A 13007-nucleotide genomic window follows, 5' to 3' on the forward strand; every position below is an offset into this window, starting at 1 on the left:
GTCCTCCTTCAACGAGACCCCGCCCATGATCTACGCCATCCTCAAGCTGCTCCACATCCTCGCCATCGTCGTGTGGATCGGCGGCATGGTCTTCGCCCACTTCTTCCTGCGACCGGCCGCCATGCAACTGGAGCCACCGCAACGCATCCGCCTGATGCACGGTGCGCTGCAGCGATTCTTCAGCGCGGTGCTGGTGTCCATCGGGGTCGTGCTCGTCAGCGGACTGTGGATGATCGGACGCCTGGCCAAGGAAACGGTACAGGCCGGCCTGAGCTTCAACATGCCGCTGGACTGGACCATCATGGCCACGCTCGGCATCGTGATGATGGCCATTTTTGGCCACATCCGCTTTGCGCTGTTCAAACGCCTGGGCAAGGCCGTGGCGGCGAGCGACTGGCCGGCAGGCGGCGCAGCGCTGGCTTCGATCCGAACCTGGGTGGGCATCAACCTCGTGATCGGCGTGGCGATCATCGTGTTGACGTTGCTGATGGTCTGAATGGTCGGGCCCATGGCCCTGAAGCTTCAGGGCTTGCCGACCACCACTTCGCTGACCTGGATCACCGGTGTGATGTCGGTGTAGTTCGGGATGTCGCCCATGATCTCTTTGGTGTGGGGCCCGAACGAGGTCTGGAAGTCTTCGACGCTGTCGAAGAACAGGTGTCCGCTGGCGGCGTAGGTCGGCGCCGAGCCGGGCGCTCCTCCGCCCAGACCCTTGTCCACGGTGTAGTACTTGAGCGGTGCCCCCAGGCGCGCTTTCACCAGTGGCATGTGCTTGTCGCGGTAGTAGTCGTGGTTGAAGTGCGTGCCGGGGGTGCTGGGGTACATCACGCTGACCTTGATCATGGTTTGTCTCCTGATGGGGGGTGGAAAAGCGCTGGCGAGCTGCATGGTGCACCGGCATGCGGCTTCTGGCAAGCACGGCGCCTCTACCGGGGAGGCCACCTGGTCGTCACCGCCAGGGCGGTGAAACATCGTGTCCGAGCAGCCGTTGCCACAACCAGGGCAAGGCGCGCCCCAGGTCCGGCCGCATGCTCAGCTGGGTCACCGGCACGCCGCCGACGGTCGACGGCGAGCCGATGTCGAAGCGGAAGGTATAGGTCGGTTCCAGGCCCATGCGCAGGTCGGTCAGCAGCAGGCGGTTGCCGCCGTTGTGCAGGCTGAAGAAGCCGTGGCTGAACGCAGCGATGCGCGCCACCGGTTCGGCCTGGCCGTGTTGCTCGATGAGATCACCGCCGCGTGGGTAGGCGGTCCAGCGCACCTCGGCCTGGTCGTCCAGCAGCGAGTAGTAGCCCTCGTGGTACTGCGTGGGAGTGGTCGCCACCAGACGCCAGAGCACGGTGTTGAAGGGCGCGGGCGTGACGAGCAGGCCTTGCGCTTCGATGCCGGCCTGCTGCAACGAAGCGCGGGCGATGCGGTCCACGTGTTGCTGCGCGCCGAAGCTCCAGGCGAGGTAGAGCGTGCTCAGCACCAGGCCGGCGGCGTTCCAGCGCTGGCCGCGGGCGTTTTTCAGCCGCAGTGCCGCGACCACGCCCACGATCAGCGGCACGGTGTAGGCGAGGTCGATGATGAAGATGCTGCCCACGCCGTAGGGGTGGTCGGTGAAGGGTTGCAGCAGCTGGGTGCCGTAGACCGTCATCGCGTCGAGCAGCGGGTGGGTGATGAGCACCAGCCAGAGCGCCAACCACCACCTTTTGAACAGGGCGGCCTCGCCGTTCAGGCGCGAGACGATCCAGGCCAGCAGCGGTGCGGCCAGCGTCAGGAAGAACAGCGCGTGGCTTTCGGCGCGGTGGCGCGTCATGTTGAGGATGGGGTCGCCGTGGTCGATGAAGGCGTCGAGGTCGGGCAGGGTGCCGGCCACCGCGCCCCACAGCGCGGCCTTCCACACGGCGGTGCGCCGGCCCATCACGGCCACGCCGACGGCGGAGCCGAGGGCGATCTGGGTCAAAGAGTCCATGCGGGGAGCTTAGCGACCGGGACATGTCCCCGGCCGGCATCGGGACATGGGCGTTGGCAATCTCAGGCTTGAACGGTGATGGGGAACTCGGCGCGCAGGCCGTCGGTGCCGGCCACAAAGGGTCGGGTCAGCGCGGCCTGGCCTGGCTCCCCCAGACGCCGCCACAGGAAATCGCGCTCATTGCCCGGGTCGCCCGCCACGTACATCTGCGTGGTCAGCAGTTCCTGGCGGTCGAGTTTCACTTTCACATGGATGTGCGGCGTGCGCCCGCTGTAGGGCGCGGGCCTGAGGGTGCGGAAACGGTAGCGGCCGTCGCGGCCCACGGTGACCTGCCCGAAGCCCTGGAAAGCCGGATCGGCCTTGCCGCCGTCGCCCGGGTGGTGGTAGTGGCCGGCCTGGTCGCATTGCCAGATCTCGACCACGGCCCCCGACACCGGCACACCGCGGGTGTCGGTCACCACGCCTTCGAGCCAGGCCGGCTGGCCTTTGCCGTAGGCCCTGTTGCCGGTGCGCAGCAGGTCGAAGTCGGTGTCGACCGGCAGGGCCACCGGGTAGAACGGGCCTTCGGTCTGGCTGGGCGTGGGGCGCAGGGCCGTTTGAGCGAGGGCCGGTGTGAGCCAGGCCGGGGCGGCGGTGGCGGCGAGCAGGCCGGCGCCGCGGGTGAGCAGGGCGCGGCGCGAGGGTGGGCGGTTCGACAGCATGGCGGGCTCCTTGAACGGGGAAAGGCCTTCCGTTTGCGCTGAGCCTGTTGAAGCCCTGTTTCACGCGGGTTCGACAGGCTCAGCCCGGGCGGGCGTCGGGGCGGGTGGTGGGTTGCAGCTCCAGCGACACGAAACGGGTGCCGTGGTCATCCGGGTCGCCGGGGTTGTCCGTTTCTTGGAAGCCCAGGTCGGCCGCAAGTTCCAGCATGCCGCGGTTGATGCGCAGCACCGTGCCCACCAGCCGTTGCGTGCCACGCGCGCGCAAGTACAGGATCATCTTCTCCATGAGCCGGCGGCCCAGGCCCGAGCCCTTGAGGTCGGAACGCACGATGACGCCGAATTCGGCGGTGTGGTTGTCCGGGTCCACGGCGGCGCGCACGGTGCCCAGGGTTTCTTCGCCGTTGCCTTCGGTGTGGCGTGTGGCGATGAAGGCCATTTCACGCGCGTAGTCGATCTGCGTGAGCCGCGCGAGCTCGCTGTGTTCGATGCTGCGCCGGCTGTAGAACACGCGCAGGCGGATGTCTTCCGGGTCGAGCTGTTCCAGGAAACTGCGGTGTTGCCCTTCGTCTTCCGGGCGGATCGGGCGCAGCGTGACCGGCTGGCCCCGCCAGGTCCAGCTTTCCTCCAGATGCTGGGGGTAAGGCTGGATGGCGAAGTTCGCCGCGCCGGCTGGCTTCTTCGCCGACACGCGCAGGCGCGCATCGAGCGCCACCGCGCCCTCGTGGTTGGCGAGCAGGGGGTTGATGTCGAGCTCGGCGAGTTCGGGCACGTCGGCCAGCAGTTGCGACACGCTCACCAGCACCTGGGCGATGGCGTCGATGTCGGCGGCGGGTTCGTCGCGGTAGCCTTGCAGCAGCTTCGCGATGCGTGTGCGCTGGATCTGCGCCAGCGCCAGCGGCGTGTTGAGCGGCGGCAGCGACAGCGCGCGGTCCGCCAGCACCTCCACCGCGGTGCCGCCAGCACCGAACAGGATGACCGGGCCGAACACCGGGTCGACGCTGGCGCCGATGATGAGTTCGTGCGCGTGTTGCTTGCGCACCATGGGCTGCACGGTGAAGCCCTGCACGTCGGCGTCGGGCCGCAGCTCGCGCACGCGCGCCAGCATCGAAGTGCAGACCTCGCGCAGCTCGCTGGCGTTGCCGATGTTCAGGCGCACGCCGCCCACGTCGCTCTTGTGGCTGATGGCGTGCGACAGGATCTTGACCACCACCGGGTAGCCCAGGGCGTCGGCCGCGGCCTGCGCTGCGTCCGCGCTGGCACCGACCACGCGCGTGGGCACCACCGGCAGGCCGGCGGCGGCGAGCAAAGCCTTGGCCTCGGGCTCGGTGAGCAGTTCACGGCCATCGGCGAGCACGGCGCCCACGATGGCGCGGATGGCGGGCAGGTCGGGCGAATGCGCGGCACTGCGCGCGGGCGGTGTCTGCAGCAGTTCGACCTGGTGCATGCGGTAGGTGCGCAGGAACGAGAACGCGCGCACCGCGTCTTCGGGTGTGTTGTAGTCGGGCACGCCCGCATCGCGGAAGGTCTGGCGCGCCTGGGCCACGGCACCGTCACCGAGCCAGCAGCCCAGGACGCGCCGGGGCTCGGTCGTCACCTGCGGCAGCATGATTTGTGCGATCTGGGCGCTGGGCACGATGGCGGTCGGCGCGTGGATGAAGAGCACGGCGTTTTCCGTGTCGTTCGAGAGCGCTTCGAGCGCGGCGACATAACGTTCGGCGGGCGCGTCGCCAATGATGTCCACCGGGTTGCCGTGCGACCAGTTGGCGGGCAGCACGGCGTCGAGCCGCGCCAGCATGGCGTCGTCCAGCTGGGCCAGCGGCACGCCCAGCGTCGAAGCCTCGTCGGCCGCCAGCACGCCGGCGCCACCACCGTTGGTGAGCACGGTGAGCGCACCCGATGGTCCGTCGCGAAAGCGCGACAGCGTCTCGGCGGCGAGGAACAGGTCGGGCAGGGTGAGCACGCGCAACATGCCCGAGCGGGCAATGGCCGCGTCGAACACGGCGTCGGAGCCGGCCAGTGCGCCGGTGTGTGAGGCGGCGGCGGCCTGGCCCGCCGATGAGCGCCCGGCCTTGACCACGATGACCGGCTTGTTGCGCGCGGCGGCGCGTGCGGCCGACATGAACTTGTGGCTTTCGTCCACGCTTTCTATGTAGAGCAGGATGGCGCGCGTTGCCGGGTCGCTGCCGAGAAAATCGAGCATGTCGCCGAAGTCCACGTCGGCGCGTTCGCCGAGCGAGACGAAGTGCGAGAAGCCGATGCCGCGCGAGGCAGCCCAGTCCAGCATGGCGGTGACCAGCGCGCCCGACTGCGACACAAAAGCCAGATCCCCCGGCAACGCGCCGATGTGCGCAAAGCTCGCGTTCAGCCCCAGGTGCGGCACCAGCAGGCCGATGCAGTTGGGGCCGAGGACGCGCAGCGTGTGCACCCTGGCGGCGTCCAGCATGGCCTGCTTGGTGGCTTTGTCGAGACCGGCGGTGACGACGATGACCGCACGGGTGCCGCGCGCGCCCAGCTCGGTGATCAGCGAGACCACGGTGTGTGCCGGGGTGCAGATCACGGCCAGGTCGGGGGCTTCGGGCAGGGCGGCCACGTTGCGGTAGACCTCCACGCCGCCGAGCGTGGTGTGTTTGAGGTTGACCGGGTACAGCGTTCCCTTGAACCCCCCGGCGAGCAGGTTGCGCCACACCGTGCCGCCGACGCTGGCCGAGCGTTCGGATGCACCGAAAACGGCCACCGAGGCGGGATGGAAAAGGGTGTCGAGGTGTCGGATGCTCATGGCTTTTTGCTCGATGACATGAAGGCGATGAGGGCCGATCGCATGGCTTCTTCCACGCTCATGTCGATGGGCGAGGTCCACTCGCGCGGCACGAACACGGTGTAGCCGCCGATCATGTAGCCCATGGGCAGGTAGACGGCCACCTGCCCCTCCAGCTCGCCGATGCCATTGGGCAGGCCCGCCAGGCTCTGGCGCGTGACCAGGCCGACGATGCCCAGCTCATGGCCGGGCATTTTCAGCAGCACGACCTGCTGCGCGTCCTGCTCGTGCGGAGAGAAGTAGTCGGCGAAGTTCTTCAGCGACGAGTAGATGCTCTTGATGACCGGCAGGTTGGTGAAGGGCAGTTCGATGTACGAGAGCAGCCTGCTGGCGGTACCCAGCGACATGAAAAAGCCCAGCGCGATGATCAACCCCGCCCCCAGCGCAATGCCCAGCCCGGGCAGGTAAAAGTCACCGATGAAGGGGCTCAGCAGCCACATGGCGGTGCTTTCGGTCCAGGTGACGAACAGCACCAGCACATACACCGTGATGGCGAGGGGCAGAAAGGTGATCAGGCCGCGAAAGAAGTACTGCGAGAGGCGCTTCAGGGTGGGCTCGGGTGGTGTCGGTGGCGTCATGTTTCCAGCATAGCAGCCGGCGTGCGGAACGGTGTGACGCCAGGCGTCTGCGCCCGGCGATGCGCCCGGGCGTCACCGGGGAGGGGCGTGGCTTGCAAAACCGGAAAGCAGCCCCATTTGCCATTTTCTTGTGCCAAGCTGTTTCATGGCCACCGCCATGGCGTGACCCGCGCGCCGAAGCGCTTCATACTCCCGGAACTCCCAACCGCCCGATGGCTCTTTCCCTCATGAATGGATTTTCTGACTTTCTGGAGCGCGTGCTGCGTGGGCTCCTCAAGCTCGTGCTGGTGCTCGCCGCCCTGGTGTTTGTGGTGAGCTTCCTGCTGGCGGCCCTCGTGGTGGTGGCTGGCGTGTCGCTGTGGTCGCTGATCACCGGGCGCAAGCCGGCCCCGGTGGTGATGTTCAGCCGCATGCGCGAGCAGTCGCAACGCTACACCCGCGGCGTCTGGCCCGGTCAGGCGGGCGCGCCGGCGGGCGATGTGGTCGATGTGCAGGCCACCGAGGTGCCCGAGGCAGCGGCCGGCGGATCACCAGACCAGGGCGGTGTGGCATCGCCGGGACCGGATCGCGTTCTGCGCTGAACGGTCTGCGGCAATGCGCCGCGGCCGGGATCAGTCGGCTTCGGGAGCGGTTTTGCGCCGGGCCAGGGCCGCGTCATAGAGCGCGTTGCGCGGCTGACCGGTGATCTCGGCGCACAGGCGCACGGCGGTTTTCACCGGCAGCTCGGCCAGCAGCAGGTCGAGCGTGCGCAAGGCCGCGGCATCCAGGGCCGTTTCTTCCCCGCTGGCAGCGGCTTGCGGGTGCACCATCAGCACGAATTCACCGCGGGTGCGGTGCGCACCGGCCTGCAGCCAGGCAGGGAACTCCCGCGCCGGCAACTGCGCCACTTCTTCGAATTGTTTGGTCAGCTCGCGGCCCACGGTGAGCGCGCGTTCGCCGAGAACGGCCAAGTCCCTGGCCAGGGCTTCGATGCGGTGCGGCGCTTCCAGCAGCACGCAGGCGCGTGCATCGGCACCGATCTGCTGCACCTCGCGCTGGCGCTCGGCCGCCTTGGGCGAGAGAAAACCCGCGAACACGAAGCGACCGTTCCAGCCTCCCGCCTGGTGGGTGAAACCCGCTACGCTGAGCAGCGCCGTGATGCTGCTGGCGCCGGGAATCGGCACGCAGCGAAGTCCCGCCGCGGTCACGGCCGCGGCGAGCCGCGCACCGGGATCGCTCACGCCCGGCGTGCCGGCATCGCTCACGTAGGCCACGCGCTGGCCTTCCTGCAGGCGCTGCAACACGGTCTGCGCCGCCTCGGACTCGTTGTGCTCGTGCAGCGCCAGCAGCGGTTTGTGCAGGCCATAGCCCTGCAGCAGGGCGGCGGTGTGGCGTTTGTCCTCGCAGGCCACGGTATCGACCAGCGACAGCACCTGCAGCGCGCGCAGGCCGATGTCGGCCAGGTTGCCGATCGGCGTGGCGACCATGTAGAGCGCGCCCTGCGGATAATGCTGGTGAGCGGCCGCTTCACGCGCGGCGGCCAACAGGGATGGAGTGCTTGCAGACAATGTGGTTTTCCAGAAAACAGGGCCCATCGGGTCCGGCCGACAGCGGCCCGCCCGTCACCACCAAACAGCGCGGCGATGCCGCCGAAGATGCTGCACTGGAGCATCTGCAGCGCCACGGCCTGCGCCTGGTGCAGCGCAACTTCAGGACACCCGGGCGCGGCGGTGGCGAGGTCGATTTGATTATGCGCGACCGTGACGGCACGCTGGTGTTCGTCGAGGTGCGCCAGCGCGCCAGCGCCTCCCGCGGCGGGGCCGGCGGCAGCATCACCGCGCTCAAGCAGCGCCGCATCGTTTTCGCGGCGCGGCACTTTTTGCTGCGGCTCGGCTCAGAACCCCCATGCCGCTTCGATGTGGTGCTGATCCAGGGGCGCAAGGGTGCCCCGGAAGGCGACGGCGCCGCGTCGGTGCACCTCGAATGGCATCGCGCGGCATTTGATGCGAGCGCAACCTTTTGATACTTCACCCACCGCTATGATCCACTCATGCTCTTGCAACGGATACAACAACAGTTCATCGACAGCGCCGACCTGAAATACCAGTGTGCGCAGTCGCTCGCACCGGTGGTGGAAGCGGCCATTGGCGCGGTGCTGGCCTGCGTGACCGGCGGGGGCAAGGTGTTGAGCTGCGGCAACGGACCCTCGGCCGCGGCTGCCCAGCACTTTGCGGCCAGCTTTGTGGGTCGTTACGACCGCGAGCGCCCCGAGCTGGCGGCGTTTTCGCTGTCGGCCGATGCGGCGGTGCTGACCGGTATCGCTAACGATTTTGACGCCCGCGCGATCTTTGCCCGTCAGGTGCGGGCCCTGGGTCAGGCGGGGGATGTGCTGCTGGCACTGTCCACCACCGGCAATTCGGCCAACATGATCGCGGCCATTGAAGCGGCTCACGAACGCGACATGTCGGTGGTGGCGCTCACGGGCGCGCGCGGCGGGCGCCTGGCGCAGCTGTTGCGCGATACCGATGTGCACGTGTGCGTGCCGCATGAGCTGCCGGCCCGGATTCTGGAAGTGCAGCACCTGGTGTTGCACTGCATCTGTGACGGCGTGGACGCCCAGTTGCTGGGCCTGCCTGACACCTTGACCAACGAACAGGAGAACCTCGCATGAAACGTTTCCCGTCGACCGGCCGTCTGGCGGCCAGCATCCTGGGTGTGGCCGCGCTGGCGGCCACCGTGTCCGCCTGCGCGCCATTGATGGTGGGTGGGGCCTTGACCGGCGCCGTCGTGGCCACCGACCGGCGCAGCTCCGGGGCCCAACTGGACGATCAGGGCATTGAACTGCGCGCCGCCAGCCACCTGCGCGAGCAGATGGGCAGCCGCGCCCGCATCAGTGTGACCAGCTACAACCGCCGCGTGCTGTTGACCGGCGAGGTCGCCAACGAGCGCGACAAGGCCCTGGCGAGCGAGACTGTCAGCAAGACGGACAATGTGGCGTCGGTGTTCAACGAGCTGGAGATCACCAACAGTCCCACGTTCAGGGAAAAGGCCGAAGACACGCTGCTGACGGGGCGTGTGAAGGCCGGTCTGGTGGATGCCAAGAACCTCTCGACCAACTCCTTCAAGGTGGTGAGCGAACGTGGTTCGGTGTTCCTGATGGGCCGTGTGACCCAGCGCGAAGCCGATCAGGCCACCGAAGTGGCGCGCACGACCAAGGGCGCGCAACGCGTGGTCCGTTTGTTCGAAATCATCAGCGAAGAAGAGCTGGCCCGGATGAAATAGGCTCCCCCCGCGCCGGCTTCGCCGTCACACCCCCCAGGGGGCGGCACTGGCGGCCCGGCAAAGCCGGTTCCGCGGTGCCCTGGAACCAAATCCCCCTCTCGTCTCAAACCTTAGCTCCGGCGTGGGTGCCTTAACCCAGGATGCGGTGGAACCGGCTCTGCCGGGCCACGCGCATCGCCCCCTGGGGGGTGACGGCGAAGCCGGCGCGGGGGGGTTACCTCAAGCGCTTGATCAGGCTGGACGTGTCCAAGCGGTTGCCGCCCATGGCCTGCACGTCGGCGTAGAACTGGTCCACCAGGGCGGTCACCGGCAGGCGCGCGCCGTTGCGCCGGGCCTCATCCAGCACCAGCCCCAGGTCCTTGCGCATCCAGTCCACGGCGAAACCGAAGTCGAACTGGTCGGCGACCATGGTTTTTCCGCGGTTGTCGAGCTGCCAGCTTTGCGCGGCCCCCTTGCCGATCACGTCGAGCACCTGGGGCATGTTCAGGCCGGCCTTCTGGCCGAAGGCGATGGCTTCGGCCAGGCCTTGCACCAGGCCCGCGATGCAGATCTGGTTGACCATCTTGGCGAGCTGGCCGGCACCGCTGGCGCCCAGGAGCGTGAAGGCGCGGGAGAAGGCCATGGCCACGGGCTGGACCTTCTCGAACTCGGCGGCATCACCGCCGCACATCACCGTCAGCAGGCCGTTCTGGGCGCCCGCCTGGCCACCGGAAACAGGCGCGTCCACAAACGCGAGCCCCAGGTTCTTCGCGGCGCCATACAGCTCGCGCGCCACATCGGCCGAGGCGGTCGTGTGGTCCACCAACACCGCGCCCGGCGCCATGCCGGCAAAAGCGCCGTCGGCCCCCAGCGTCACCGCGCGCAGATCATCGTCGTTGCCCACACAGGAAAACACGATGTCGGCACCCATCGCCGCTTCGCGCGGCGTCGCCTTGGCCGAGCCGCCGAACTCGGCCATCCAGGCCTGCGCCTTGGCCGGGGAGCGGTTGTAGACCGTCACCGGGTGACCGGCACGGGCCAGATGCCCTGCCATGGGGAAACCCATGACGCCGAGGCCGAGAAAAGCGACCTTCTTGGGCGCAACAGATTCGTATGTTTTTGAGGCGATGGAACTCATGAGGGGATGCCTTTACAGAGGTGCCGGGAAATCGGTTCAGCCGGAGCGAGATGAACCACCCAGAACGCGGCGGAACCGGTTCCGCCGGGCCGCATCGCGTTGCCCCCTTGAGGGGATGACGCGCCCTTGGACGCAGCGCGGGGGTGGGCCATGCCAGCGCGGGGGTGTTTCTCTACACAATCATCATGTGCTCGGTGCCCGCGGCCAGGTCCACCGTCTTGGCGCGCTGGCTGTTGAGCTTGATCTGCAGCCGCAGGTCGTTGAGCGAGTCGGCGTTGCGCAGGGCGTCTTCGAGTGTGATGAGGTTGGCCTCGAAAGCGTTGAACAGGGCCTGATCGAAGGTCTGCATGCCCATCTGGTTGCTTTTCTTCATGATCTCCTTGATCTCGGCGACATCGCCCTTGAAGATCAGGTCGGAGATCAGCGGTGAATTGAGCAGAACCTCCACCGCGGCAAAACGGCCCTTGTTGTCCTGGCGCGGCACCAGGCGCTGCGAGATCATGGCGCGCAGGTTGAGCGACAGGTCCATCAGCAGCTGCGGGCGACGCTCTTCGGGGAAAAAGTTGATGATCCGGTCCAGCGCCTGGTTGGCGCTGCTGGCGTGCAGGGTGGCCATGCACAGGTGACCGGTTTCCGAGAACTGGATCGCGTGTTCCATGGTCTCGCGCGTGCGGATCTCACCCATGAGGATCACGTCGGGGGCCTGGCGCAGGGTGTTCTTGAGGGCGGCGTCCCAGCTGTCGGTGTCCAGCCCCACTTCGCGCTGCGTGACCACGCAGTTCTTGTGCGGGTGCACGAACTCGATCGGGTCTTCGATGGTGATGATGTGGCCGAAGGTGTTCTCGTTGCGCCAGTCCACCATGGCGGCCAGCGAGGTGGACTTGCCCGAACCCGTGGAGCCGACGAGGATGCACAGGCCGCGCTTGGACAGACTGACGTCCTTCATCACCTGGGGCAGACCGAGCTTGTCGATGGTGGGCAGCACCGCCGGGATGGTCCGCATCACCATGCCCACCTTGCCCTGCTGGATGAAGGCGCTGACCCGGAAACGACCGATGGCGGGTGGCGAGATGGCGAAGTTGCATTCCTTGGTGCGCTCGAACTCGGCCGCCTGCTTGTCGTTCATGATGGCGCGTGCCAGCGACAGTGTGTGCACCGCGTTGAGCGGCTGCGGCGACACCTTCACGACCTTGCCGTCCACCTTGATCGCGGGCGGAAAGTCGGCCGTGATGAACAGGTCGCTGCCAGACCGGCTCAGCATGAGCTTGAGCAGGTCGTTGATGAACTTGGATGCCTGGTCGCGTTCCATGAGGGACTACCTTGTTTCAAAAACTTGGTCCACGCTCCAGAGAGCGGGGAATGTTGGAAGCTGGAACGCCAGCTCAGAACGCGGCGGAACCGGCTTTGCCGGGCCGGGAGCAAAGCCCCCTGGGGGCGATGCGGCTGAGCGGAATGCCGCTTGAGGCGGCAATCCGGGGCGCAGCGAGCAAGCGACGGGGGCGAGCATGTTTACCCTGGGAAGTTTTCCGGGATTTTGGCCTTGCTTCGGGCTTCGGCCGCGCTGATGACGTTGCGCTTGACCAGTTCAGACAGGTTCTGGTCCAGTGTCTGCATGCCCACGCCGCTGCCGGTCTGGATGGCGGAATACATCTGGGCCACCTTGGCTTCGCGGATCAGGTTGCGGATGGCGCTGGTGCCGATCATGATTTCGTGGGCGGCCACGCGGCCGCTGCCGTCCTTGAGTTTGCACAGCGTCTGCGAAATCACCGCCACCAGCGATTCGGACAGCATGGCACGCACCATGTCTTTTTCTTCCGCCGGAAACACGTCGATGATGCGATCGATGGTCTTGGCTGCGCTGGAGGTGTGCAGCGTGCCAAACACCAGGTGGCCGGTTTCCGCCGCGGTCATGGCCAGGCGGATGGTTTCCAGGTCGCGCATTTCGCCCACGAGGATGGCGTCCGGGTCTTCGCGCAAGGCCGAACGCAGGGCGTTGGCGAAGCTCAGGGTGTGGGGCCCCACCTCACGCTGGTTGATCAGGCATTTTTTGGACTCGTGCACGAATTCGACCGGGTCTTCCACCGTCAGGATGTGGCCGTACTCGGTTTCGTTGAGGTGGTTGACCATGCCGGCCAGCGTGGTGGATTTGCCCGAGCCGGTGGGGCCGGTCACCAGGACCAGGCCGCGCGGGCGCAAGGCCAGGTCGCCAAAGATCTTGGGTGCGTTGAGCTGTTCCAGCGTCAGGATCTTGCTGGGAATGGTCCGGAACACCGCACCCGCACCGCGGTTGTGGTTGAACGCGTTGACGCGAAAACGCGACAGACCTTCGATCTCGAACGAGAAGTCGCACTCCAGGAACTCCTCGTACTGCTTGCGCTGGCTGTCGTTCATGATGTCGTACACCATGGTGTGGACCATCTTGTGATCCAGCGGCTCGACGTTGATGCGCCGCACGTCACCGTGCACCCGTATCATGGGTGGGAGACCGGCCGAGAGGTGAAGATCGGATGCCTTGTTCTTGACGCTGAAAGCGAGCAGTTGGGTGATGTCCATCCCGGGTCCCGTGCAGTGTTGGTGTTAC

14 protein-coding genes are annotated in these 13007 nt (G+C 67.1%); 5 read left to right on the forward strand and 9 right to left on the reverse strand.

What is annotated here, in order from left to right:
* The first annotated feature begins 25 nt into the window (after nt 1–25).
* On the forward strand, nt 26–496 hold the full coding sequence (locus tag AC23D4_RS17040) for a CopD family protein (protein WP_472886770.1): 471 nt from the start codon (nt 26–28) through the stop codon (nt 494–496).
* Nucleotides 497–522: 26 nt separating this feature from the next.
* On the opposite strand, the gene AC23D4_RS17045 is transcribed toward AC23D4_RS17040, so the two are convergent.
* From AC23D4_RS17045 to AC23D4_RS17065, 5 genes are all read right to left on the reverse strand, one after another.
* Nucleotides 523–843 carry an EthD family reductase gene (locus AC23D4_RS17045; protein WP_472886771.1) on the reverse strand — a complete coding sequence of 107 codons (321 nt, stop codon included), beginning with the start codon at nt 841–843 and terminating at the stop codon, nt 523–525.
* A gap of 106 nt (nt 844–949) precedes the next feature.
* Nucleotides 950–1954, reverse strand: coding sequence for a metal-dependent hydrolase (locus AC23D4_RS17050; RefSeq protein ID WP_472886772.1), 1005 nt, complete (start codon nt 1952–1954; stop codon nt 950–952).
* Nucleotides 1955–2016: 62 nt separating this feature from the next.
* Nucleotides 2017–2655 (reverse strand): dioxygenase family protein, encoded by a 639-nt coding sequence (locus AC23D4_RS17055; protein ID WP_472886773.1) that lies wholly within the window; start codon nt 2653–2655, stop codon nt 2017–2019.
* 79 nt (nt 2656–2734) lie between these two features.
* A complete protein-coding gene (locus AC23D4_RS17060; RefSeq protein WP_472886774.1) occupies nt 2735–5431 on the reverse strand; it encodes a bifunctional acetate--CoA ligase family protein/GNAT family N-acetyltransferase in 2697 nt (898 codons plus the stop codon).
* A complete protein-coding gene (locus AC23D4_RS17065) occupies nt 5428–6048 on the reverse strand; it encodes a DUF502 domain-containing protein (protein ID WP_472886775.1) in 621 nt (206 codons plus the stop codon). The genes AC23D4_RS17060 and AC23D4_RS17065 overlap by 4 nt, the downstream gene beginning before the upstream one ends.
* Before the next feature lie 227 nt (nt 6049–6275).
* Here AC23D4_RS17065 and AC23D4_RS17070 point away from each other — a divergent pair, with 227 nt between their 5' ends.
* On the forward strand, nt 6276–6629 hold the full coding sequence (locus tag AC23D4_RS17070) for a hypothetical protein (RefSeq protein WP_472886776.1): 354 nt from the start codon (nt 6276–6278) through the stop codon (nt 6627–6629).
* 30 nt (nt 6630–6659) lie between these two features.
* Here AC23D4_RS17070 and rsmI read toward each other — a convergent pair whose 3' ends face one another.
* On the reverse strand, nt 6660–7595 hold the full coding sequence (gene rsmI, locus AC23D4_RS17075) for a 16S rRNA (cytidine(1402)-2'-O)-methyltransferase (RefSeq protein ID WP_472886777.1): 936 nt from the start codon (nt 7593–7595) through the stop codon (nt 6660–6662).
* Here rsmI and AC23D4_RS17080 point away from each other — a divergent pair.
* From AC23D4_RS17080 to AC23D4_RS17090, 3 genes are read left to right on the forward strand one after another with little or no spacing between them, the layout of a single operon-like run.
* Nucleotides 7595–8050: a YraN family protein gene (locus tag AC23D4_RS17080; RefSeq protein ID WP_472886778.1), complete on the forward strand. Its 456-nt coding sequence runs from the start codon at nt 7595–7597 to the stop codon at nt 8048–8050. The genes rsmI and AC23D4_RS17080 overlap by 1 nt on opposite strands.
* 27 nt (nt 8051–8077) lie before the next feature.
* On the forward strand, nt 8078–8698 hold the full coding sequence (locus AC23D4_RS17085) for an SIS domain-containing protein (RefSeq protein WP_472886779.1): 621 nt from the start codon (nt 8078–8080) through the stop codon (nt 8696–8698).
* Complete coding sequence (locus AC23D4_RS17090; RefSeq protein ID WP_472886780.1) at nt 8695–9309, forward strand: BON domain-containing protein; 615 nt, start codon at nt 8695–8697, stop codon at nt 9307–9309. Before AC23D4_RS17085 ends, AC23D4_RS17090 begins: the two co-directional genes overlap by 4 nt.
* 214 nt (nt 9310–9523) lie before the next feature.
* On the opposite strand, the gene AC23D4_RS17095 is transcribed toward AC23D4_RS17090, so the two are convergent.
* The 3 genes from AC23D4_RS17095 to AC23D4_RS17105 all read right to left on the reverse strand — a co-directional run bounded on the left by AC23D4_RS17095 (nt 9524) and on the right by AC23D4_RS17105 (nt 12979).
* On the reverse strand, nt 9524–10426 hold the full coding sequence (locus AC23D4_RS17095) for an NAD(P)-dependent oxidoreductase (RefSeq protein ID WP_472886781.1): 903 nt from the start codon (nt 10424–10426) through the stop codon (nt 9524–9526).
* A gap of 172 nt (nt 10427–10598) precedes the next feature.
* The gene (locus AC23D4_RS17100; RefSeq protein ID WP_472886782.1) at nt 10599–11735 is read right to left on the reverse strand and encodes a PilT/PilU family type 4a pilus ATPase; all 1137 of its coding nucleotides are present in this window, start codon (nt 11733–11735) and stop codon (nt 10599–10601) included.
* Nucleotides 11736–11935: 200 nt separating this feature from the next.
* A complete protein-coding gene (locus tag AC23D4_RS17105) occupies nt 11936–12979 on the reverse strand; it encodes a type IV pilus twitching motility protein PilT (RefSeq protein ID WP_472886783.1) in 1044 nt (347 codons plus the stop codon).
* Nucleotides 12980–13007: the final 28 nt, after the last annotated feature.

The organism is Hydrogenophaga sp. L76 (assembly GCF_057654755.1).

What these genes read in the sequence shown, in the direction of transcription:
- AC23D4_RS17040 (WP_472886770.1), top strand. Translation starts at nt 26, where the DNA reads ATGATCTACGCCATCCTCAAGCTGCTCCACATCCTCGCCATCGTCGTG.
- AC23D4_RS17045 (WP_472886771.1), bottom strand. Translation starts at nt 843, where the DNA reads ATGATCAAGGTCAGCGTGATGTACCCCAGCACCCCCGGCACGCACTTC.
- AC23D4_RS17050 (WP_472886772.1), bottom strand. Translation starts at nt 1,954, where the DNA reads ATGGACTCTTTGACCCAGATCGCCCTCGGCTCCGCCGTCGGCGTGGCC.
- AC23D4_RS17055 (WP_472886773.1), bottom strand. Translation starts at nt 2,655, where the DNA reads ATGCTGTCGAACCGCCCACCCTCGCGCCGCGCCCTGCTCACCCGCGGC.
- AC23D4_RS17060 (WP_472886774.1), bottom strand. Translation starts at nt 5,431, where the DNA reads ATGAGCATCCGACACCTCGACACCCTTTTCCATCCCGCCTCGGTGGCC.
- AC23D4_RS17065 (WP_472886775.1), bottom strand. Translation starts at nt 6,048, where the DNA reads ATGACGCCACCGACACCACCCGAGCCCACCCTGAAGCGCCTCTCGCAG.
- AC23D4_RS17070 (WP_472886776.1), top strand. Translation starts at nt 6,276, where the DNA reads ATGAATGGATTTTCTGACTTTCTGGAGCGCGTGCTGCGTGGGCTCCTC.
- AC23D4_RS17080 (WP_472886778.1), top strand. Translation starts at nt 7,595, where the DNA reads ATGTGGTTTTCCAGAAAACAGGGCCCATCGGGTCCGGCCGACAGCGGC.
- AC23D4_RS17085 (WP_472886779.1), top strand. Translation starts at nt 8,078, where the DNA reads ATGCTCTTGCAACGGATACAACAACAGTTCATCGACAGCGCCGACCTG.
- AC23D4_RS17090 (WP_472886780.1), top strand. Translation starts at nt 8,695, where the DNA reads ATGAAACGTTTCCCGTCGACCGGCCGTCTGGCGGCCAGCATCCTGGGT.
- AC23D4_RS17095 (WP_472886781.1), bottom strand. Translation starts at nt 10,426, where the DNA reads ATGAGTTCCATCGCCTCAAAAACATACGAATCTGTTGCGCCCAAGAAG.
- AC23D4_RS17100 (WP_472886782.1), bottom strand. Translation starts at nt 11,735, where the DNA reads ATGGAACGCGACCAGGCATCCAAGTTCATCAACGACCTGCTCAAGCTC.
- AC23D4_RS17105 (WP_472886783.1), bottom strand. Translation starts at nt 12,979, where the DNA reads ATGGACATCACCCAACTGCTCGCTTTCAGCGTCAAGAACAAGGCATCC.